The 21,606-nt window shown below is 67.9% G+C and carries 18 protein-coding genes; 9 read left to right on the forward strand and 9 right to left on the reverse strand.

Features of this window, described 5'->3' with window-relative positions; genetic code table 11:
• Positions 1–32: 32 nt before the first annotated feature.
• Positions 33–1,598 carry a phospholipase D family protein gene (locus ACSYAO_RS16125; protein WP_049461637.1) on the forward strand — a complete coding sequence of 522 codons (1,566 nt, stop codon included), beginning with the start codon at positions 33–35 and terminating at the stop codon, positions 1,596–1,598.
• Between the two features lie 3 nt (positions 1,599–1,601).
• Here ACSYAO_RS16125 and ACSYAO_RS16130 read toward each other — a convergent pair whose 3' ends face one another.
• Complete coding sequence (locus tag ACSYAO_RS16130; RefSeq protein ID WP_032129353.1) at positions 1,602–2,678, reverse strand: HDOD domain-containing protein; 1,077 nt, start codon at positions 2,676–2,678, stop codon at positions 1,602–1,604.
• A gap of 278 nt (positions 2,679–2,956) precedes the next feature.
• On the opposite strand from ACSYAO_RS16130, the gene ACSYAO_RS16135 reads away from it, so the two are divergent.
• The gene (locus tag ACSYAO_RS16135; RefSeq protein ID WP_010482852.1) at positions 2,957–4,054 is read left to right on the forward strand and encodes a Glu/Leu/Phe/Val dehydrogenase dimerization domain-containing protein; all 1,098 of its coding nucleotides are present in this window, start codon (positions 2,957–2,959) and stop codon (positions 4,052–4,054) included.
• Positions 4,055–4,098: 44 nt separating this feature from the next.
• On the opposite strand, the gene ACSYAO_RS16140 is transcribed toward ACSYAO_RS16135, so the two are convergent.
• Positions 4,099–6,939, reverse strand: coding sequence for an autotransporter serine protease (locus ACSYAO_RS16140; protein WP_049398307.1), 2,841 nt, complete (start codon positions 6,937–6,939; stop codon positions 4,099–4,101).
• Positions 6,940–7,122: 183 nt separating this feature from the next.
• Between ACSYAO_RS16140 and ACSYAO_RS16145 the strand changes: the two genes are divergently transcribed.
• The 3 genes from ACSYAO_RS16145 to ACSYAO_RS16155 all read left to right on the forward strand — a co-directional run bounded on the left by ACSYAO_RS16145 (position 7,123) and on the right by ACSYAO_RS16155 (position 9,332).
• Positions 7,123–8,298, forward strand: a complete 1,176-nt coding sequence (locus ACSYAO_RS16145; protein ID WP_010482849.1) for a thiolase family protein — start codon at positions 7,123–7,125, stop codon at positions 8,296–8,298.
• A 124-nt stretch (positions 8,299–8,422) separates the two neighbouring features.
• Positions 8,423–8,764 (forward strand): hypothetical protein, encoded by a 342-nt coding sequence (locus tag ACSYAO_RS16150; RefSeq protein ID WP_004153024.1) that lies wholly within the window; start codon positions 8,423–8,425, stop codon positions 8,762–8,764.
• 157 nt (positions 8,765–8,921) lie between these two features.
• Positions 8,922–9,332 (forward strand): hypothetical protein, encoded by a 411-nt coding sequence (locus ACSYAO_RS16155; protein WP_014647982.1) that lies wholly within the window; start codon positions 8,922–8,924, stop codon positions 9,330–9,332.
• 282 nt (positions 9,333–9,614) lie between these two features.
• Here the strand turns inward: ACSYAO_RS16155 and ACSYAO_RS16160 are convergent, their stop codons facing one another.
• Positions 9,615–11,252, reverse strand: a complete 1,638-nt coding sequence (locus ACSYAO_RS16160) for an acyl-CoA dehydrogenase family protein (protein ID WP_049398306.1) — start codon at positions 11,250–11,252, stop codon at positions 9,615–9,617.
• A gap of 113 nt (positions 11,253–11,365) precedes the next feature.
• On the opposite strand from ACSYAO_RS16160, the gene ACSYAO_RS16165 reads away from it, so the two are divergent.
• The 4 genes from ACSYAO_RS16165 to pdeM are packed head-to-tail and all read left to right on the forward strand — an operon-like array spanning position 11,366 to position 17,055.
• Positions 11,366–12,364 carry a ligase-associated DNA damage response exonuclease gene (locus ACSYAO_RS16165; protein ID WP_049461635.1) on the forward strand — a complete coding sequence of 333 codons (999 nt, stop codon included), beginning with the start codon at positions 11,366–11,368 and terminating at the stop codon, positions 12,362–12,364.
• The gene (locus ACSYAO_RS16170) at positions 12,361–13,968 is read left to right on the forward strand and encodes an ATP-dependent DNA ligase (RefSeq protein ID WP_049461634.1); all 1,608 of its coding nucleotides are present in this window, start codon (positions 12,361–12,363) and stop codon (positions 13,966–13,968) included. Before ACSYAO_RS16165 ends, ACSYAO_RS16170 begins: the two co-directional genes overlap by 4 nt.
• The gene (locus ACSYAO_RS16175) at positions 13,965–16,424 is read left to right on the forward strand and encodes a ligase-associated DNA damage response DEXH box helicase (protein ID WP_149909436.1); all 2,460 of its coding nucleotides are present in this window, start codon (positions 13,965–13,967) and stop codon (positions 16,422–16,424) included. The genes ACSYAO_RS16170 and ACSYAO_RS16175 overlap by 4 nt, the downstream gene beginning before the upstream one ends.
• On the forward strand, positions 16,414–17,055 hold the full coding sequence (pdeM, locus tag ACSYAO_RS16180) for a ligase-associated DNA damage response endonuclease PdeM (protein ID WP_149909435.1): 642 nt from the start codon (positions 16,414–16,416) through the stop codon (positions 17,053–17,055). Before ACSYAO_RS16175 ends, pdeM begins: the two co-directional genes overlap by 11 nt.
• A gap of 1 nt (position 17,056) precedes the next feature.
• On the opposite strand, the gene ACSYAO_RS16185 is transcribed toward pdeM, so the two are convergent.
• The 6 genes from ACSYAO_RS16185 to nagZ form a co-directional block, all read right to left on the reverse strand.
• On the reverse strand, positions 17,057–17,326 hold the full coding sequence (locus ACSYAO_RS16185) for a hypothetical protein (protein WP_032129345.1): 270 nt from the start codon (positions 17,324–17,326) through the stop codon (positions 17,057–17,059).
• A gap of 179 nt (positions 17,327–17,505) precedes the next feature.
• Entirely contained in the window at positions 17,506–18,774 is a 1,269-nt protein-coding gene (locus tag ACSYAO_RS16190) for an FAD-dependent oxidoreductase (RefSeq protein WP_032129344.1), read from the reverse strand.
• 102 nt (positions 18,775–18,876) lie between these two features.
• Positions 18,877–19,083, reverse strand: coding sequence for a cold-shock protein (locus tag ACSYAO_RS16195; RefSeq protein ID WP_005410590.1), 207 nt, complete (start codon positions 19,081–19,083; stop codon positions 18,877–18,879).
• 88 nt (positions 19,084–19,171) lie between these two features.
• Complete coding sequence (locus ACSYAO_RS16200) at positions 19,172–19,918, reverse strand: S-methyl-5'-thioinosine phosphorylase (protein WP_010482830.1); 747 nt, start codon at positions 19,916–19,918, stop codon at positions 19,172–19,174.
• Positions 19,919–20,000: 82 nt separating this feature from the next.
• Positions 20,001–20,555 (reverse strand): hypoxanthine-guanine phosphoribosyltransferase, encoded by a 555-nt coding sequence (locus ACSYAO_RS16205; RefSeq protein WP_005410592.1) that lies wholly within the window; start codon positions 20,553–20,555, stop codon positions 20,001–20,003.
• Positions 20,555–21,562, reverse strand: a complete 1,008-nt coding sequence (gene nagZ, locus ACSYAO_RS16210) for a beta-N-acetylhexosaminidase (RefSeq protein WP_049461631.1) — start codon at positions 21,560–21,562, stop codon at positions 20,555–20,557. Before nagZ ends, ACSYAO_RS16205 begins: the two co-directional genes overlap by 1 nt.
• Between the last annotated feature and the right edge of the window lie 44 nt (positions 21,563–21,606).

Below are 21,606 nucleotides of genomic sequence, written 5' to 3' on the forward strand. Positions count from 1 at the left end.
ATCCACGCACGGCGTGGCTCTACCATCGGGGCATGAGCCTGCCCAAGCCTTTGTGGCGACGTCTGCTGCGCGTCGCTGCGATCATCCTCGCCGCGCTGTTGCTGCTGGTCCTGTCCGGGCTGCTGCTGGCCGACCACCTCACCCCGCGGGCACAGGGCGCACCCTCGCATGTGCTGCCACTGCAGCCGGCGCAGACCCGCATCGACCAGCAGATCGTGCCGCTGCAGGACGCACGCCCCGGGCAGTCCGGCGTGGCGTTCCTCAGTGATGGCATGGATGCCTTCGCCGCACGCGCGATGATCACCGCTCATGCAGGCCGCAGCCTGGACCTGCAGTACTACATCTGGCACGACGACCTGATCGGCCATCTGATGGCCAAGGCGCTGTACGACGCCGCCGAGCGCGGCGTGCGCGTGCGCATCCTGCTTGACGACATGAACGCCAAGGACAAGGACGCGTTGATGATGGCACTCGATGCGCATCCGAACATCGAGATCTGCCTGTACAACCCGTTCCGCAACCGCAGCGGCATCGCGCGCACGCTGGAACTGGTGCAACGCGCTTTCAGCGTCAACCACCGCATGCACAACAAGAGCTGGATCGCCGACGGCCGCATCGCGATCGTCGGTGGCCGCAACATCGGCGAGGAATACTTCAGCGCGCGCGACGATGTGAACTTCCAGGACCTGGATCTGGTGGTGGCCGGCCCCGCCGTGCAGCAGGCCAACCAGATCTTCGACGACTACTGGAACAGCAGCACGGCGATCCCGATTTCCGCGCTGGCCTCGTATACCGATGCACAGTTGCAGCAGCTGGTACGGCAGTCGGACCTGGATGCCATGCATGCCAAGGCACAGCCCTACCTGCAACGCGTGGCCGAGTCGCGCGCGCTGCAGCGGCCCAGCCCGGAACCGCTGCACTGGAGCGCGAACGTGCACATCGCTTCCGATCCGCCGATGAAGCACCGCGATGACGATCGCCGCGGCTGGCTGGTCAGCCGTCTCAGCGACGAGTTGCGCAGCACGCGGCGCAGTGCGCTGTTGATCTCGCCCTACTTCGTGCCCGGCAACGATGGGGTCGAGGCGCTGTCGGCGCTGGCCGCACGCGGCGCGCAGGTGGGGGTGGTGACCAACTCACTGGCCGCCAACGATGTGGCAGCGGTACACGGCGGCTACATGGGCTACCGGGTGCCGCTGCTGAGGGCCGGCGTGCAGCTGTACGAACTGAAGGCACACGGCCAGCTGGATGCCAGCCTGTTCGGCAGCAGCGGCGCCAGCCTGCACACCAAGGCATTCGTGGTCGATGACCGCCGCGGTTTCGTCGGTTCGTTCAACCTCGACCCGCGTTCGGCCTACCTCAATACCGAAATGGGCGTGCTGTTCGATGACCCGGTGCTCGGTGCACAGCTGCGCGACGAGTACCTGCGCCTGGCCGGCCCGGAGCACAGCTGGTGGCTGGCGCTGGGGCGCGATGATGACCTGCGCTGGCTGGAGCGGCAGCCACCGCCGCACTGGGTGGAGGCCGAACCCGGGGCCAGCCTGGGCAAGCGCTGGACCGCGCGGGTGATCAGCTGGCTGCCGGTGGAATCGCAGCTGTAGCGCTCAGGGCGCAGGACCCGCCTCTTCCTGTCCGGCGTCATCCCGTGTTTCCACGCTGCGCCCATGCAGGCGCCGCCAGATCCAGCGCAGCGCATGCGGCGGCGCCGAAGGCAACTGTTCAAGCAGGGCCAGCATGCGACTCTGGCTGGCATGTCCGTGCCGGCACAGCAGGCTGGCCGCTGCGGCCGCGCTGGCCAGGCGCAGGCTGTCGGCCAGCGGGCCATCCGCCTCGGGCGCCAGCGCCTGGTGCACCGGCTCGGGCAGCTCCCAGGCCGCGGCCACGCGTTGCGCCAACGGCAGTGACCACTGCTGGAGCAGCTGCAGCGCCAGCGCCGGCTCCACCGTTTCATCGCGTGCCTGCGCTTCCTGCAGCAGCTGGCGCATCACCAGCGCGGCCCCCAGCCCCTGTACCAGGCCCAGCCACTGGGCGGCGAAGGCATCGCCGAAAGTGACCGTGCGCGCGTGGTCAGCGGCTGCGCGCGAGGCCAGCAGTGCGTGCTCCCAGATGATCGTGCTGAACTGCGGAAACACCTCGCACTGCACCTGCATCACCGGCTGCACCAGAACTGCGCTGATGATCTGTCGCACGCCTTCGGTACCGACCAGCGTCACCGCCCGCTGCAGGCTTTCCACCGGGCGCTCGTGCACCTTGTAGGCCGGGCTGTTGGCGATGCGCAGCAGGTTGCCGGTCAGCACCGGGTCCTGGCCGATGATCGCCGCCATCACTCGCGCCGACGCAGCATCGTCGTTGACCGTCTGGATCAGCTGCGGCAGCAGTTGCGGGCGGCGCGGCAGCTGACGGGCCGCCCAGTCCCGGTCCTGCAGCGCGCGCGCCACCGCCTCGCCCAACCCCGCGGCCTGCACCGCCGTGGATTCACCGGCCAGGCGCGGGTACAGGGCCAGTGCATGCAGGCCACGCTGCAGATGTGCAGCGATCTCGGCCGAGGGCAGAGCCTCGCCCTGCAGGCTGGCCGCAGCCGCCGCCACCGCCTGCCGCGACGCCGCCGCCAACCGGGACGGTGCCGTCCCGGTCGAGCGCGCCAGCCAGCCACGCAGTGATCGCCACCAGGCCGGCGTCATCGCCGCCCGCCCTGTCGTTGTGGTGCCCTTGCCGTCACTGACCGCCCTGCCTCTTCACGCGAATCCGGCCACCCGCCGTCGTCGCAGCATCGGCCGAACTTTCATCTTCTTTAACCGGAAGGCCACCGATGTCGACGGCACCGGCCGGGGGAATGGACTAGAATGGCGCCGCGCGACCCGTCCCCCTGCACCGACGACGTCGCTTTTTTTGTTTTGGGACCCTACCGTTCACTGGCCGTTCGCTGCAGTTCGCCGCTGATCGCGCCATCGGAGACGCCATGCTATTCGAAACCCTCGCCACCACCGGCCACGAACAGGTGGTGTTCTGCCACAACCACGACGCCGGCCTGAAGGCGATCATCGCCATCCACAACACCACCCTCGGCCCGGCCCTGGGCGGCGTGCGCATGCGCCCCTACGCCAGCACCGACGAGGCGCTGGCCGATGCGCTGCGGCTGAGCCGGACGATGACCTACAAGAATGCACTGGCCGGCCTCAACGTGGGTGGCGGCAAGGCGGTGATCATCGGCGACCCCAAAGTGGACAAGACCGAGGTGCTGTTCCGTGCCTTCGGCCGCTATGTCGATTCGCTGGGCGGGCGCTACATCACCGCCGAGGACGTCGGAACCGACGTCAACGACATGGAGAACATCTACCTGGAAAGCCAGTTCGTGACCGGCGTGCACCAGGTCCATGGTGGCTCCGGCGATCCCGCCCCGTTCACCGCCTACGGTGCGCTGCAGGCACTGATGGCGTCGATGCGCTTCAAGTTCGGCCATGAGGAAGTGGGCAAGACCAGCATCGCCGTGCAGGGCCTGGGCCACATCGGCATGGAACTGGTGAAACTGCTGCGCGACCGCGGTGCCAAGCTGTACGTCACCGACCTGGACAGCGCGCTGGTTGATCGCGCGGTCAGCGATTTCGGCGCCGAAGCAGTCAAGCCGGATGAGATCCACGAGGTGAACGCCGACGTGTTCGCACCGTGCGCGCTGGAAGGTGCGATCAACGCCGACACGCTGCCGCGGATCAAGGCGAAGATCATCTGCGGCACCGCCAACAACCAGCTGTCGAGCCTGGAAATCGGCGACGAGCTGCATGCGCGCGGCATCCTGTATGCGCCGGACTATGCAGTCAACGCCGGTGGCGTGATGAACGTGTCGCTGGAGATCGACGGTTACAACCGCGAACGCGCAATGCGCCTGATCCGCAGCATCTACCACAACCTCACCCGCATCTTCGAACTGTCGCAGCGCGAGAACATCGCGCCGCAGCGTGCCGCCGACCGCATCGCCGAAAGCCGCATCCTGTCGATCGGCAAGCTGAAGATGCCGCTGGGCCGCAGCACCCCGCGCCTGGGCAACCTGCGCGGCGGTTGAACCTGCCGATGTCGCGCCGGGCATGACCCGGCGCGAGCCGTCCTTCAGAAGCCGGTGCTGTAGCGCAAGGCGGCCTGCCGCGCACCTTCGCCACCAACGCGCTGGTCGAAGCCCAGGCTCAGGCGCCCATTGCGGCCCCACCACGATTCCAGCGCCACGCCGATCAGCGCACTGCCGCGCGGCGCGTTCCAGCCCGCCAACGGCGCCCAGGCATCGACGCCGACGAAGCTGGCCTGCCAGTCCGCATCCGCACCATCAAGCCGTTGCTGCCATTCGGCATGCCCACGCAGCGTCCAACGCCCCCAGCCGCGCTCGCCGCGGATACCGGCCAGCATCTGGCTGCGCTGCACGCGGTTGGCATCGCCCCGCAGGCCGAAACCAAAGCCGCCGAGTTCATTGAAGGCGTCGGTCTCCACACGCGTGGTGCTGGCACCGACGTAGGGCGTCATCGATGCGCCCGCACGCCCCAGCCGGTACCCGCCCTCCACGCTGGCACTGCTGAAACGGCCGCCGTACCGCGCGGAGACGCCATAGGCACCCGCACCGAGCAGCAGCTGACGATCCAGCGCGCGGGTGAACTGTCCGCTCCCCACCTGGGCCAGCGCGTAGCCACGTCCCAGATTCCAGCCGGCATACAACTGTGCCTGCGCCTGGCGATCACGCCCACGATCACCGCCGAAACTGCTGCCACCAGTGCTGCGGGTCTCGCCAAACGCCACGCCCATCAGGCCGTTGCTGCCCAGTGGCAGATCCTGGCCGGCCATCCAGCCCCGGCTGTCGGCAGCGTTGCCGGCGAAGCTGCCCTGCCCCGCCTCACCCAGCGCGCTCTGCCAGCTCCCGCGCAGGCGCGGTGCGGCCTGTACACGATCAAAGCGCTCGGCGATCGCACGCCGCGACATGTCGATGCTGTCGAAGGTCGCTGCTTCGGCTCGCGCATGCGCTTGACCGGACAGGCTCTGCAGGCTGGCGGCCAGGCCCTGCGGGCCACCGCCGGTCCACTGCAGGGCACCGGCCGCTGCACCAAAGGCCGATCCCTGCAGGCCTGTGTTTTTGTCCAGCGCTGCGAATGCACCTTCCAGGCGCTGTGCTGCCGCCTGGGCGGACGCCCCCAGCCCGCTGGCCGCTGCGGTGACGCTGACCTGGGTCAGGTTCAACCACGCGTTGTTGCTGTCATAGCCGTAGCTGCTCTGCAGCAATGACAGCCCCTGCAGGCCACTGGAGGTAGCCGGCGTACTGAAGGTGCCGCTGAGTCCGCCTGCCGCATGGATCAGGTCCTGCCGGCTGCCGTTCTGTGGCACGTAGCCGGAAACGAAGCCATGCACGCGCACGCCACCGTCGATCGCGGCATTGCCGGTGACCTGCAGCGCATTGGCACCGAGCGCGATCATCAGCTGGCCACCTGCCTGCTGCGTGTAGTTGCCCTCGATGGTGCCGGTGGTGTTGCCGGTGGTGAGGAATACGCTGCTGCCGTTGACCACATTGCCGATCACGCGGGGCGTGCCGCCATTGAACTGCAGGCCGGTCGAATCCGGATCGGACTGGCCGAGGATGGTCACGTTGGAACGGATCACGCCACCGTTCTGCAGCGACAGGATGCCGCGTTCGATGCGGGTGGCACCGGTGTAGCTGTTGTTGCCGGCCAGCACCAGGGTGCCCCCGCCCTGCTTGACCAGCCCGCCGCTGCCGACGATATCGTTGCGCCACGCCGAGCCGGTCGAGGCCAGATCCACGTTGGCGACCACATCACCCCAGTCGAAACGACCCGGACCGTTGATCGCACGACCGATGTCGAGCAGGCCGTAGCCGAACACCGGATCCACGCCCGGCGCGCCGATATCCTTGGCGGTGCCCAGCAGGGTCTGCCGCACCAGATCGTTGCTGAAGTACGGGAAGCGCTCCCAGACCAGCGCCGCCGCACCGGAAATCAAGGGCGCCGCGAATGACGTGCCGTAGTTCCAGTAGTAGCTGCCACCGTTGGCATCGGGGTAGACCGCGCTGCCGGGCGCCGCCAGGCAGTAGCGGGCCGCCTGGCCACAGGCATTGGCATAGCTGGCCAGCGTACCGGGCGCATACGGATCCACGGCGGTGGCCACCAGCCAGCCGCGCTCCAGGTCGGCAGCCGGCAGCGTGCCGGCCACGCCCTGCTGGCTGGGCAGTGCGGCCAGGCTGCTCGGCTCGCTGCGGCCGTCATTGCCCGCGGCGAACACCACCAGCCCGCCATGGTTGATCACGAAGGGGCGATATTCGGCGGCCACCTGCGCGGTGGTCGGTAGATCGGTCCAGTACAGGCCGCCCCACGAATTGTTCATCACCTTCACGTTGTAGCTGATCAGGTCCTGGTGGACCTGCGCCACGCCCAGCGGGCCGCTGAAGGAATTGCCCTTGCCGCTGCCGTCATCGACGGGCGGCTTGTCGGCAATGATCCGTGCCGACACGATCTGCGCCTTTGGCGCGATGCCACCCGGCCAGGAGCCCGTTGCCGCGCCGGCAGCGAGGCTGGCCACGGCGGTGCCGTGGCCGACCACATCATCGACACCCAGATTGTTCCTGGCCGGATCGATGTAGTTGAGGTTGGCCAGCACCCGGCCATTCAACGCCACCGCATTGCGCTGCACGCCGGAGTCGACGATGCCGATGCGCACGTTCTGGCCGGTCAGGCCGGCAGCCTGTGCGGCGCGCGCATTGGTGACTGACAGATGCGCGTCGAAGGCCGGCTCCTGCGGTTTGACCGGGGGCGGCGTCGTCGGTGGCGGGGTAGTCGGTGGCGGCGGTGGTGGCGGGGTATCGATGCGCACGTTGCCGCCCCCGCCACCTCCACCACAGGCCGTCAGCGCTACCACCAGCGCGGTTCCCAGGGCAGACCTCACCATCATCGTGCGTTCCATCGATTCCTTCCCATGAACGTTGTCCTGCCTTCATCCCGGCAGGCGTGCGGCCGCGCCCAGCGGCGGCCCTCCCCGACCCTCTATACTTGGGTCGACCCCCACGCAGTCTGCCGGGAAACCGGGGCACATCCAACGGCCCCCGGTCTCCTTTCCGAACATTGCTTACGCATCAACGAGATTGCCATGTCCAACATCGTCATCGCCGCCGCCAAGCGCACCGCCATCGGCTCCTTCCTCGGCCAGTTCAACGGCGTGCCGACCCCGACCCTCGGCGCGGCCGCCATCGCTGCCGCCCTGGAACAGTCGGGCATCCCGGCCAGCGACGTTTCCGAAGTCCTCATGGGCTGCGTGCTGCCGGCCAACCTCGGCCAGGCGCCCGCCCGCCAGGCGGCGATCGCTGCCGGCATCCCGCTGTCGACCGGTGCCACCACGCTGAACAAGGTGTGCGGCTCGGGCATGAAGACCATCATGCTCGGTCATGACCTGATCAAGGCCGGTTCGGCCAGCATCGTTGTCGCCGGCGGCATGGAATCGATGTCCAACGCGCCGCACATGCTGCCGAACTCGCGCACCGGCAACCGCTTCGGCAACTTCCAGGCGGTCGATCACATGGCCCACGATGGCCTGGTCAACGCTTATGACGGCAAGGCGATGGGTGAATTCGCCGAATGCGCCGTGGACAAATACCAGTTCAGCCGCGAAGAGCAGGACGCCTACGCCATCGAATCGGTCAAGCGCGCGCAGGCGGCGCAGGCCAACGGTGCGTTCGCCGATGAAATCGTCGCGGTGAAGGTCGCCACCCGCAAGGGCGAGGTCGAGGTCACCACCGACGAGCAGCCGGGCCGCTCGGACATCGCCAAGATCCCGACCCTGCGCCCGGCCTTCAAGAAGGACGGCAGCGTCACCGCCGCCAGTTCCTCCAGCATCTCCGACGGCGCTGCTGCAGTGGTCCTGCTGACCGAGGAAGATGCAGCCGCTCGCGGCATCACCCCGCTGGCCCGCATCGTCGGCCACGCGACCCATTCGCAGGAACCGGAGTGGTTCACCACCGCCCCGATCGGCGCGCTGCACAAACTGCTGGACAAGACCGGCTGGTCGCTGGACCAGGTCGATCTGTTCGAGATCAATGAAGCCTTCGCCGTGGTGGCGATGGCGCCGATGCGCGAACTGGGCATTCCGCACGACAAGCTCAACGTGAATGGCGGCGCCTGCGCACTGGGCCATCCGATCGGTGCCTCCGGTGCACGCCTGGTGGTGACCTTGGTCAACGCCCTGCGCACGCGCGGTGGCAAGCGCGGCATTGCCACCCTGTGCATCGGCGGTGGCGAAGCAACGGCTATCGCCATCGAATTGATTTAAATGGGTTTAACGATGATTTCGCAAAAATGAATGCGGGATCGCTTGACACCCAATCTTGGCTTGTCATCATGTTGTCGGCGCGCAGCATGCGCGTTGCCTAATTCTAACGACGAGGATTCACACAATGAGCATCAACAAGCTGCTGGTCGCGATGTCCCTGGCTCTGGCCCTGGCCGCCTGCTCGAAGCAGGAAGCTGCCCAGGACGCCGCTGCTTCGGCCAACGAAGCCGCCACCGAAGCCCAGGCTGCTGCCGACCAGGCCGCCGCTGCTGGCGCCCAGACCGCCGACGCTGCCCAGCAGGCCGCTGACACCGCCGCCACCGCTGCTGACGCTTCGGTTGACGCTGCTGCCCAGGCTGGCGCTGCTGCCACCGACGCCGCTGCCGGCGCCGCTGCTGACGCTGCCAAGGCTGCTGAAGGCACCGCTGAGAAGGCCAAGGACGCTGCTGAAGAAGCCAAGAAGTAATAACTTCTTTCTTCACGCTGTTCTGGAAAAGCCGCTGGTTCCCCAGCGGCTTTTTCTTTTTTCGAATGCGCGCGACTGAGCCGCTGCATCGCGACCCCGTCTTCACAACGGCATGAATAGGCTGGCGTCCCCATCCATTGCAGTACCGGAGACCGCCATGAAGATTCGTCCGATCACCACCACCCTGCTGGCCGCCTCCCTGCTGCTGGCCCTGGCCGCCTGCAAGGGCCCGGAAGCCGAACAGGCCAAGCAGGACGCACAGCAGGCTGCTGACAGCGCAGGCGCTGCCGCCCGTGACGCCGTGGACAAGGCCGCCGAAGCCACCCGCGACGCCGCCGACAAGACCGCTGCCGCGTCCGAGCAGGCCGCCGCCGATACCCAGCAGGCGCTGGACAAGGCTGCAGACGCCACCGCCAACGCCGCCGACAAGGCCAAGGACGCCGCAACCGATGCCGCCGCACATGCCAGCGACGCCACTGCGAACGCCGCACAGAAGGTCGCCGACAAGGCTCGCGATGTCGCCAATGACGCCAAGGCCAACGCCGCCAAGGAAGAAGCCAAGCACTAAGCCCTACCGGCAGCCGAGCATGGCCTCGGCGCTACAGGAAAAGCCGCGGCACTGCCGCGGCTTTTCTGCTTTTCGCTCTCTGCTCTTTCTGTTGATTCCGTGGTGGACGCGTACGGAAAGTGTCCACGGACGCGCGGGTAGGTTGCGCAGGGGCGTAAGCGCCATGGATGGCGCGCCCGAGCTTACATGGACGTACTTGCAGCGCCCCCTGCGCGACCTACCCGCGCGGCCCACCCATCAGTATCAGCGCCCACCACGAGGGGCTCCGCCGTTGGCCGCCTCCTACGGCAGCGCGCGCGCCAGCATCGCCGTCAGCTCCACCCCCGCCGGCAGCGTCCCGAACGCCAGCCCGTGCTCCCCTTCCAGCCTGCTACGCACGAACGCCTCCGCCATCGGGCTGCGCGCACGCAGCAACAGCGCCGCCTGCAGCAGCAGCGCAGTGCGCTCGCAGAACAGCCGCGCCTGCGCTTCCTCCGGTGGCGGTGCCGCTGCCCAACGCTGCAATGCCGCTGCATAGCGCCCATCACGGTCAGCCACCGATGCCAGCTCACCGCGCAGCGCCGCCATCGCCTCCGGTTCGCGCGCCAGCGCACGCAGCACATCCAGGCACTGGATGTTGCCGCTGCCCTCCCAGATCGAATTCAACGGTGCCTGCCGGTACAGGCGCGGCAGCATCGACTCCTCCACGTAGCCCGCACCGCCCAGGCATTCCTGCGCTTCATTGACGAAGGCCGGCGCGCGCTTGCACAGCCAGTACTTGCCCAGCGCCGTCCCCAACCGCGCCATCGCGGCTTCATTGGCATCCACACCGGCGCGATCCACCGCGCGCGCGATCCGCATCGCCAACACCGTGGCCGCTTCCGACTCCAGCGCCAGATCAGCCAGCACGTTGGTCATCAGCGGGTGCTCGACCAGCAGCTTGCCGAAGGTACGTCGATGACGTGCGTGGTGCAGCGCCTGCGCCAGCGCCATGCGCATCTCCGCCGCTGCACCCAGCATGCAGTCCAGGCGGGTCATCATCACCATGCCGATGATGGTGGCCACGCCGCGCCCCTCTTCGCCCACGCGCCATGCCTGTGCGCCGCAGAACTCGACCTCACTGGAAGCGTTGGCCCAATCGCCGAGCTTGTCCTTCAGCCGCATCAACCGGAACGCATTGCGGTCACCATCGGCCAGCCGGCGCGGCATCAGCAGGCAGGTCAGGCCTCCCGGCGCCTGCGCCAGCACCAGGAAGCCATCGCACATCGGTGCGGAAAAGAACCACTTGTGGCCGACCAGACGGTAACGCTCGCCATCGATCGGTTCGGCGCGCGTACTGTTGGCACGGACATCCGAGCCGCCCTGCTTCTCGGTCATGCCCATGCCCAGGGTGATGCCGGCCTTGTCCGCCACCGGCACGTCGCGCGGGTCATAGACCGGCGCAGCGGCCTTGCGCGCCCACTCGGCCAGATGCGGCTGCGAATGCAGTACCGCCACTGCCGCATGGGTCATGGTCAACGGGCAGCTGGTGCCCGCCTCGGCCTGGTGATGCAGGTAGCTCAACACCGCACGTGCCACGTGCGCGCCAGGCTGCGGCTCATGCCAGGACAATCCAGCGACACCGTGCGATTTTGCCGTGTCCATCAACTGGTGATAGGCCGGATGGAACTCCACGGTGTCGATGCGATGGCCCTGTGCATCATGCGTGCGCAGCCGCGGACGATCACGGTTGGCATCGAAGCCCAGCCGGTACAGTTCATCACCGGCGAGTGCACCATAGACACCCAGTCGCGGCGCGAAGCTGGCGGCGCCTTCGCGCTGTACGGCCTCCATCAGCGCCACGTCGTCGGTCCACAACTGTCGCCCTGCGAACGGCGGCGGCTGGTTCAACACCACATGGGTTTCATACGGTGCGTTGCTGCTGAAGCTGGGTCCACTCATCCGGTCCATCCTGGCGGCAAGAGGTCTGCGGCCCGATTGTGCCGCATCGCCTGCCAAGCCCGTGTTCAGGCCGGTTCTCACCCTCTGCACGAGACGCAGGCCACAGTGACCGCATGGCAGGCAACGACGATCTGGTGGTGCTGCGCCCGGAGGGGCTGTACTGCGCCGCCGGCGATTTCCATATCGACCCGTGGCGACCGGTAGCGCGCGCGGTCATCACCCATGGCCACGGCGACCATGCCCGCCCGGGCATGGGGGAGTACCACTGCAGCGAAGGCAGCCTGCCGATCCTGCGCTGGCGCCTGGGTGACGTGCCGGTGCAGGCGCATGCCGAGGGTGTGCCGTTCCGCCTGGGGCAGGTGCAGGTATCGCTGCATCCGGCCGGCCACGTACTCGGTTCGTCACAGGTACGCATCGACGACGGGCAGCAGGTATGGGTAGCCTCCGGCGACTACAAGCGACAGCCTGATCCGACCTGCACACCGTTCGAAGTGGTGCCCTGCGATACCTTCATCACTGAAGCTACGTTCGCACTGCCGATCTACCGCTGGCCGGACACACCGGCGGTGGCTGCAGAGATCGTGGCGTGGCGCCGCGAATGCGAACAACGTGGCGAAGCCGCGATCCTGCTGTGCTACGCATTGGGCAAGGCACAGCGGGTGCTGGCCGAGCTGCTGCCGCAGGATGATCGCCCGGCCTGGCTGCACGGCGCCATCGCCAATGGCGTCGCGGTGTACCGGCAGGCCGGCGTGCCGATGCTGGAGACGCTCGCCGTGGCCGAACAGGGCCGTCAGCCCGATGCCGCCGGCCAGCTGATCCTCGCACCACCCTCGGCCGCCGGCACACCGTGGACGCGCCGCTTCGGCCGCCACCAGCTGGGCTTCGCATCCGGCTGGATGCAGCTGCGCGGCAATCGGCGGCGCCGCAATGTCGATCGCGGTTTCGTCATTTCCGATCACGCCGATTGGCCAGCACTGCTGCAGACCATCGAACAGACAGGCGCGCAGCGGGTGATCGCTACCCATGGCAATACCGATGCGTTGATTCCGTTCCTGCGCGAACGCGGCGTGGCTGCCGAAGCCTTCCGCACCGATTTCGGGAGCGAGGAATGAAGGCCTTCGCTGCGCTCTACCAGCGCCTGGACCGCAGCACGGCTACGCTGGACAAGCGTGCAGCCCTGGTCGACTACTTCCGCCAGGCGCGCGCGCACGATGCGGCATGGGCGATGTACCTGCTCAGCGGTGGCAAGGTGGGCGGCGCACGCCGGAAGATCGCCGCCAGCGGCGAACTGCGCGGCTGGATTGCTGATGAATCCGGCTTCCCCCCCTGGTTGGTGGAAGACAGCTATGCGCAGGTGGGTGACCTGGCCGAAACGCTGACCCTGCTGCTGGATGATCCATCGCAGCCAGCCGCCGACCACCCGTTGGCTGATTGGATCGAACAGCATCTGCTGGCCGTGGCCAACCAACCCGAGGCAGTACGCCGCGCTGCGGTCGTCGCCGGGTGGCGGCAGCTGTGCAGCAGCGAACGCCTGGTGTTCAACAAGCTGCTGACCGGCGCCCTGCGCGTTGGCGTTTCGCAGCGACTGGTACAGCAGGCACTGGCGGAATGGTCCGGCCTGGACATCGCACGCATCGCCCAGCGCATGCTCGGCGAGTGGGTCCCCTCGCCCGGGCTGCTGGCTCAACTGCTGTCACCGGACGAGCTGCCGTCCGACCGCCAGCAGCCCTACCCCTTCTTCCTCGCCTCCCCTCTGGAAGGCGATCCTGCCGAACGCCTCGGCGCGATCGACGACTGGCTGCTGGAATGGAAATGGGATGGCATACGCCTGCAGCTGCTGCGCCGGCGTGGCGAAGTCGCGCTGTGGTCCCGTGGCGAGGAACGACTGGATGGCCGCTTCCCCGAGATCGAGCACGCCGCGATGGCGTTGCCGGAGGGCTGCGTGCTGGACGGAGAGCTGCTGGCCTGGGACGAGACCGCCAACCTGCCGCGCGCATTCACCGCCCTGCAGACCCGCATCCAGCGTCGCAAGCCAGGAGCAGCGACTCTGCGCAACACGCCGGTACGCGTGCTCGCCTATGACCTGCTGGAGCACGATGGCGCGGATCTGCGTGAGCTGCCGTTGCAGGAACGGCGTACGCGGCTTGCCGCGGTCATCGGCGCATTGGACGATGTGCGGATCCAGCTGTCGCCCGACGTTGCCGCCGTCGACTGGGCGCAGGCGGCGGCGATGCGCGATGTGGCACGCGAACGTGGCGTGGAAGGGCTGATGCTGAAACGACGCGGCTCGCCCTACCTGGCTGGGCGACGCCGCGGTGACTGGTGGAAATGGAAGGTCGATCCGCTCACCATCGATGCGGTGCTCCTGTACGCACAGGCTGGCCATGGGCGGCGCAGCACGCTGTACACCGACTACACCTTCGGCGTCTGGGACGGCGACACGCTGGTGCCGGTGGCCAAGGCGTATTCGGGCTTGGACGACAAGGAGATCCTCGCGCTTGACCGCTGGATCCGCGCCAACACCCGCGAGCGTTTCGGGCCGGTGCGCAGCGTACGCGCCGAACAGGTGTTCGAGCTGGGTTTCGAAGCGGTCAACCGCAGCAGCCGGCACAAATCAGGGATCGCCGTGCGCTTTCCGCGCATCCTGCGCTGGCGCCACGACAAGCCTGCCAGCGAGGCCGATCAGCTGGCCAGCCTGCAGGCGCTGGCGCGATGACCCGCAGCCAGGCACTGCGCCGGCTGGAAGACTGGTTCGCGGCACGCGGCTGGCGCTCACTGCCCTTCCAGCGCGCGATGTGGCGCCACTACCTGGCCGGCGAATCCGGGTTGCTGCATACGCCCACGGGCAGCGGCAAGACACTGGCGATGTTCGGCGGGCCGTTGCTGCAGGCGCTTATCGATCCACCGCCCTCGCCCCGCCGCGCCAGTGCGGTGCGCCCATTGCAGGTGCTGTGGGTAACGCCCTTGCGCGCGTTGGCCAGTGATACCGCACGCGCGCTCCAGGCCGTCGTCGACGGCTTGGGACTGGGATGGCGTGTCGGCCTGCGCAGCGGTGACGCCAGCAACCGCGAGCGGCGCCAGGCCCGCGAAGGCCGCATCGACGTACTGGTAACCACGCCCGAATCACTGGCGCTGCTGCTGAGCTATCCGGATACGTTGCCGCGCATGCGCCAGCTGCGCTGCGTGGTGGTGGACGAATGGCATGAGCTGATGGGCAACAAGCGCGGTGTGCTGCTGCAGTTGAACCTGGCGGTGTTGCGCGAAGCTGCGCCTGCAGCGCAGCTGTGGGGGCTTTCGGCCACGCTGGGCAACCTGGATGAGGCGCGCGACGTGCTGCTGCCCGGACAGCCCGACGCGCCGATCGTGCAGGGCGTGCGCCCGCGCGCGATCAGCGTGCGCAGCCTGCTGCCGGAACCCGGCGAACGTTTTCCGTGGGCCGGGCATCTGGGCCTGGCGCAGCTGCCGCGGGTGCTGGACGCGTTGATGCGGGCACGCAGCAGCCTGTTGTTCACCAACACCCGTGCGCAGGCAGAACTGTGGCATCAGGCACTGGCCGCGGTCTGGCCGGAAGCCCCGGACACGCTTGCGCTGCACCACGGCTCGCTGGATCCAGCGCTGCGCCAGCAGGTCGAGGATGGCCTGCGCGCGGGCGCGCTGCGCTGCGTGGTTGCCACCTCCAGCCTCGACCTCGGCGTGGACTTCCCCGAGGTTGAGCAGGTACTGCAGCTGGGCAGCCCGAAGGGCGTGGCCCGCCTGCGCCAACGCGCGGGACGTGCGCGTCACCGCCCGGGTGCCAGCGGTTCCATCCTGTGCGTGCCCAGCCATGCACTGGAGCTGGCCGAATACGCCGCGGTGCGCCGTGCATTGGCCCAAGGCGTGGTCGAAGCGCGCAGGCCGCCGACGCTGTCGCTGGATGTGCTGGCCCAGCATGCGGTCAGCCGCGCCCTGGCCGGTGGCTTCGACAGCGATGCGCTGCTGGCGCAGGTACGGCGTACCCATGCCTTCGCATCTCTCGGCGACGACGCATGGCAGGCCGTGCTGACGTTCATCGTGCAGGGTGGCCAGGCCCTGGCCCAGTACCCCGATTTCCACAAGGTCGTGCGTGATGCCGACGGCTACTACCGCATGCACGATCGCCGCCAGGTACTGCGCCATCGGCTGTCGATCGGCACCATCAGCAGCGATGGCAGCGTGCGCGTGCAGTTCCTGCGCGGTGGTGGCCTGGGCGCCGTGGAGGAACAGTTCGCCAGCCGCCTGCGTCGCGGCGACCGTTTCCAGTTCGCCGGGCGCCTGCTGGAACTGGTGCAGCTGCGCGACATGACCGCCTTCGTGCGGCTGGCACGAGGGCGCGGTGATGGTGTGGTGCCGCGCTGGCAGGGAGGCCAGTTGCCACTGTCGATGCCGCTCGGCCGCGAGCTGGAGTGGGTACTGTCCGGCGCCGACGACAGTGCCGAATCACGCTGGTTGTCCCCCTTGCTGGCACTGCAGCAGCAGTTGTCGACGCTTCCCGGACCAGAGCATCTGCTGGTGGAAGAGGTGCGGCGCCGCGACGGCCAGTTCCTGTTCGTCTACCCTTTTGCCGGCCGTCACGTGCACGAGGCGCTGGCCGCCTTGCTGGCACTGCGCTGTACCCGCCGGCAGCGCAACAGCATCGGCTACGCGGTGAACGATCATGGCCTGGTGCTGGCACCGGCGCAGGCGATCGAACTGGATGCGGCGCAATGGCGAGCATTGTTCACCGCCGATCAGCTGCTGGACGATCTACGTGCCGCGGTGAACCTGGGCGAGCTGGCGCGCCGCCAGTTCCGTGGCATCGCACGCGTAGCGGGCCTGCTGGTCCCCAGCCTGCCCGGCGGTATGCCGCGATCGCTGCGCCAGCTGCAGGCCTCGGCAGGCCTGCTCTACGACGTACTGCGCGAGCATGACCCCGGCCACCTGCTATTGGCATTGGCCGAACGCGAAGTGCTGCATGACAGCCTGGACCTGCCGGGACTACAGCAGGTCCTGGCAAGGATCGGCATGCAGGTCCTCTCCGTGCAGCACCCGACATCACTCACGCCACTGGGCTTCCCGTTATGGGCCGAACGCCAGCGCGGGCAGTTCAGCAACGAGGACTGGCGCACCCGCGTGCAACGTGCGGCCCAGCAGCTGGAGCGCCGCCATGGCCGATGAACTGCCGCTGCTGCGCGCCGGCGAATCGCTGATACTGCTTGGCGCGCGTGCGCTGTACTGGCCCGCGCGGCAGGCGCTGTTGATCGCCGACCTGCACCTGGGCAAGGCCGATGTATTCCGCCGCGCCGGCATCGCATTGCCCAGCGGCGGCACCGGCGAAGACCTGCAACGCCTGCAGGGGCTGCTGGACAGGCATGCCTGTCGCGAGCTGTGGATCCTGGGTGACATCCTGCATGGACCGGCGCATCGCGCTGCGTGGTACCAGCAATGGCTGGCATGGAGCGAACGCAATGCTTCGCTGGACGTGCATGTCCTGCGCGGCAATCACGACCGCCAGCTGCCGCATGCTCAGTTGCAGGTACAGATCCACGATGAAGTACGGCTGCAGCCGTTCCTGCTTCGCCATGAGCCGATGCCCGATGCAGAGCTGCATGTGATCGCCGGGCATCTGCATCCGCAGGTCGCCTTGCCGCCATTGCGACGGCGCTTCCCCGCGTTCTGGCTGCGTGAGCGGATGACGGTGCTGCCGGCCTTCTCCGCATTCACTGCCGGCATCGTGCCCGTGCCCGCCCGCGGCGAGCAAAGGGTCGCCTGCGTGGGAAACGGCCTGGTGCAACTGCCGGTGGCTTGAATCAGGCCGGACGAATGCCCAGCTGCGGCATCAACTGGAAATCAGGCGTGTCGCCCTCACGTCGTCGCGGCAATGCCTGGATCGCCGCCAGCATTTCCTGCGCGCAGGTGCGGATGCGCGCGTGGTGCTCCGCTGATGCATGACTGATCAGGCTGCCGACATGGAACTCGAACACGTCCTCCAGTACGTCGGGCTGGTCCTCGTGCAGCATCTGCAGCAATCCGCGCAGCTTGCAGATTTCCGATTCCAGCTCCTCGACCGCGAACAACATGGCGTCCTCCTCTTCAACATCAGCGGCACATCCGGGCCGCAACAGGCCGCAACGGCAGCGCCGCCCGGGCCACGCGCGATGTTGATCACGGAAAGGAAAACGGGCGACGCGCAATCGCGTGCAACCTACTTCTCGCATATCGGCGGTGAGGCAACCGTTAATTCAGGTGACGACGCGCTTCACGCATTGGCCGAAATCGCGTTGATACGAGGCATTTCCGCTGCGGTAGCCAGTGCGTCGACGAACGCCGGATCCAGTGCAAGTGCACCGAACCAGCCGTGCTGGGTGCCACTGAGCACGCGCAGCATGTGGCCACGGCCACCGGGCAGGCGCCCCATCGGGCCCAGCAGCACGTCACGCGCCTTCGCCCAGGCGTCGCGGTCGGACTGGAACAGCGGCGTCAGCCAACGACTCCAGCGCTGGTACACCGCAACGTGTGCCCTGCGTTGCGCCTGGTAGGCCTGCAGCGCGACCGTGCTGCCGCCGTAGGTGCGCACCGCATCGCGCAGCGCCAGCGCGTCCAACAGCGCCATGTTCACGCCCTGCCCCAGCTGCGGGCTCATCGCATGCGCGGCATCACCGGCCAGCACCATGCGGCCGTGGTGCCAGCGCGTCATCACCGCATCACGGTAGACCGCGCGCGCCAACTGGCCGGCATCACGCAGATGGGCGAAGCGCGCACTGGCCTGCGGCCACAGTGCATGCAGTTCATCCAGCCAGGGCGTCATGCCATCGGCCTGCCAGCGTTCGAAGTCAGCGCGTGGCAGGCTCCAGAAGAAACTCAGGCGCGGCGTGTCATCACCGGGGCGCGTGCCGACCGGCAGCAGTCCGATCATCTTGCGCGCGGCCACGTAACGCTGCCGCAGCTCCTGCACGTGCGGCCAGTCCTCGGCCGGCAGCAGGCACCACAGCGCCCCCCACGGATACACGCGGTCCAGCCCGGCACCGCCGGCGATCGTGCCGCGCAGCGTCGACGCGGCGCCATCGGCGACCACTACCAGGTCGAACGGGCCATGCGTGCGCCCGTCGCTGTCGCGCAGACGGCCGTGTTCGGCATCCACCTCGGTAATGGTGGTACCGGCATGCAGCTGGCCCTCGCCTGCGCGCGCCTCGTCCAACAGCGAGAACAAGGCCCCGCGCTGCATGCCCAGGCCGTGCAGGCGCGCATCCAGTCCCTCGTAGCGCATGTCCATCACCGCGCGCTCGCACGGCGTGTCGCCATACAGGCGGTGCACCGGCGCGGCATGTGCGCGCACGGAATCAAGCAGGCCCATCTGCCACAGTACCTGCAGGCCGCTGGGCTGCAGCAGGAAACCGGCACCCACCGGCCCCGGCGTGGGCACGCGTTCGAAGATCTCCACCTCGTGGCCGTCACGGGTGAGCAGGATGGACACTGCCTGTCCAGCGGTGCCGTAGCCGATCACGGCGATGCGCAGTCGTTCCGTCATGGCCGCATTGTGCCCGAGGCGGGTGGATCGCGAGCGGGTCGCGGGCAATCCGCGCAAAAAAAACCCCGCCGAAGCGGGGTTTTCAACGCACTGTCGAGTGGATCACTCGGCCGGCGTGATGTTCGAAGCCTGGGCACCCTTCGGGCCCTGGGTCACGTCATAGGTGACACGCTGGCCTTCCTGCAGGCTGCGGAAGCCCTTGGAGTTGATGGCGGAGAAGTGCGCGAACACGTCGGCGCTGCCATCCTCCGGCGAGATGAAGCCAAATCCCTTGGCGTCGTTGAACCACTTGACGGTACCGTTCGGCATGGTGATGCGAGACCTTATGCAATGAATGGGTGGTGTACGCTGAACCCGCGCACAAGCTGAGTATGCAAAGCTTGCTCGGGGAAGACAATCACCCCCGTGCCAATTCGCCCACCAGTTCCGGAAGTCCGTTGCCGGCCGCCTGCACGTTGGCCAGCACTTCGGCCATCGTGATCTCCTCGCCATCACCACAGCCGGCAGCCCAGTTGGCGATGATCGCCAGGCAGGCGTAATCCAGCCCCAGCTCGCGTGCCAGCGCGGCTTCCGGCATGCCGGTCATGCCCACCAGATCGCAGCCGTCGCGGCGCATACGGGCGATTTCAGCGATGGTTTCCAGGCGCGGGCCCTGTGTTGCGCCGTAGCAGCCACCGTCATGGACCGTGACGCCGGTCACTTTGGCCGCAGCCAGGATCTTGCTGCGCAGCATTGGCGTGTACGGGTGGCCGAAATCAACGTGGACCACGTCGGTGCCTTCTTCCTCACAGATCGTGCTGATGCGGCCCCAGGTGTAGTCGATGATCTGGTCCGGGCAGGCCAGCACGCGCGGACCAAAGTGTTCGGTGATGCCCCCCACCGTGTTCAACGCCAGCACGCGCTGCGCGCCCAGCTGCTGCAGCGCGGCCAGGTTGGCGCGGTAGTTGATCTTGTGCGGCGGCAGCGAATGGCCTTCGCCATGCCGCGCCAGGAACGCCACGCGATGGCCGAGCAGCGTACCAACGCGCACCGGGCCCGACGGACGGCCGAAGCGGGTGTCGACCTCGTGGGTCTGCACGTCGTCAAGCTTGGCCAGGTTATAGACACCGGTACCGCCGATCACGGCCAGGGCGATCTGTTGCATTCGAAGCACTCCATGAAAAGACGAACGCCGGCACCCGAAGATGCCGGCGGCAGAAGAAGACGCGCCGCGGGCGGCTGCGCCGTTATTCCTTCATCGCGTAGATGGCCGGCACGCAGCGCAGGGTTTCGTTGACGTCCATGCCGAAGCCGAACACGTAACGGTCCGGCAGTTCGATGCCGGCGTAGTCGGCAGTCACGTCCGGCAGCGCGCGGTCGTGCTTCTTCACCGTCATCGCGGCGATGCGCACGTCGGTCGCGCCTTGTTCCAGGCACCAGGTGCGCACGCCCTGCAGGGTGTAGCCCTCGTCGAGGATATCGTCGACCAGCAGCACGCGGCGGCCGAACAGCGAGGTGGCCGGCTTGTGCTTCCAGACCAGGTCGCCGCCGGTGGTTTCACCGCGGTAACGGGTGGCGTGCAGGTAATCGAACTGCACGTCCTGGCCGCGCGCGCCCAGTTCCAGCGCCAGCTGGCCGGCGAACGGCAGCGCACCGTGCATGATGGACAGGAACAGCGGCACCTCGCCCTTGTAATCGCGCGCGATGGCGTCGGCGATACCAGCGATGGCCTTGTCGATGGTGGGGCGGTCGACCAGCAGGTCAGCCTGGGCCAGGGCCTGGGAAATGGTGAGGTTGGGCATCAGACGGTTCTTCCAAGGGTTTCAAGCAGACGGGATTGGGTGTCGCCATGGCGGGCATCGGCCAGCAGGCCGTCCCAGCCGAGCGCGCCGCGGCCCAGCAGGCCCAGCAGCGCAGCAGTATTGAGGGAGCGTCCCTGCACGGCGTGCAGGGCTTCATCGACCAGTTCCGGGTGGCAGACCAGCACCACGTCGCAGCCGGCATCCAGATGCGCGTGCACGCGCGCCGGCACGCCGCCCGCACTGTGCGAGGCGGCCATGCCGATGTCATCGGAGAACACCACGCCGCGGAAGCCGAGCTCGCCGCGCAGGATGTCCTGGATCCAGCGCGGCGAATAGCCGGCCGGTTCCGGTGCCACCTGCGGATAGATCACGTGCGCCATCATCACCGCGTCGGCACCGGCGGCGATGCCGACCTGGAACGGGACCAGGTCCTGGGCGCGCAGCTCGTCCAGCGCGCGCGGGTCGATCGCGGTATCCACGTGGGTGTCTTCCAGCACGGTGCCGTGGCCGGGGAAATGCTTGAGCGTGGCGGCCATGCCGACCGCATGCATGCCGCGCACGTAGGCGGCGGTGAACGCGGCCACCACCTGCGGATCTTCACTGAAGGCGCGGTTGCCGATGGCGCGGTTGCCACGGCCCAGATCGACCACCGGCGCGAAGCTCAGGTCCAGGCCGCTGGCGCGCACTTCGCTGGCCATCAGCCAGGCGTGCTGCTCGGCCAGGGCCAGCGCCTGCTGCGGATCGGTGGCGTACATCGCCCCGATGTCCTGCAGCGGCGGCAACTCGCTGTAGCCCTCGCGGAAGCGCTGCACGCGGCCGCCTTCCTGGTCCACGCAGATCAGCTGCGGGCGCGGCGCGGCAGCGCGGATCGCCGCGCTCAGATCGGTCACCTGCTGGCGCGAGGCGAAGTTGCGCTTGAACAGCACCACTCCGGCCACGGCATCGTGCTGCAGCCAGTCACGTTCCTGGGCGGTCAGTTCGGTGCCGGCAACGCCGATCAGCAGCATGGTCGATCTCCACAACGCGCGCCCGCATGGCGCAGTGCCGCATT

The sequence above is a fragment of the Stenotrophomonas sp. STK16_22 genome (genome assembly GCF_051984505.1).
GTDB classification, from domain to species: Bacteria; Pseudomonadota; Gammaproteobacteria; order Xanthomonadales; family Xanthomonadaceae; genus Stenotrophomonas; species Stenotrophomonas maltophilia_A.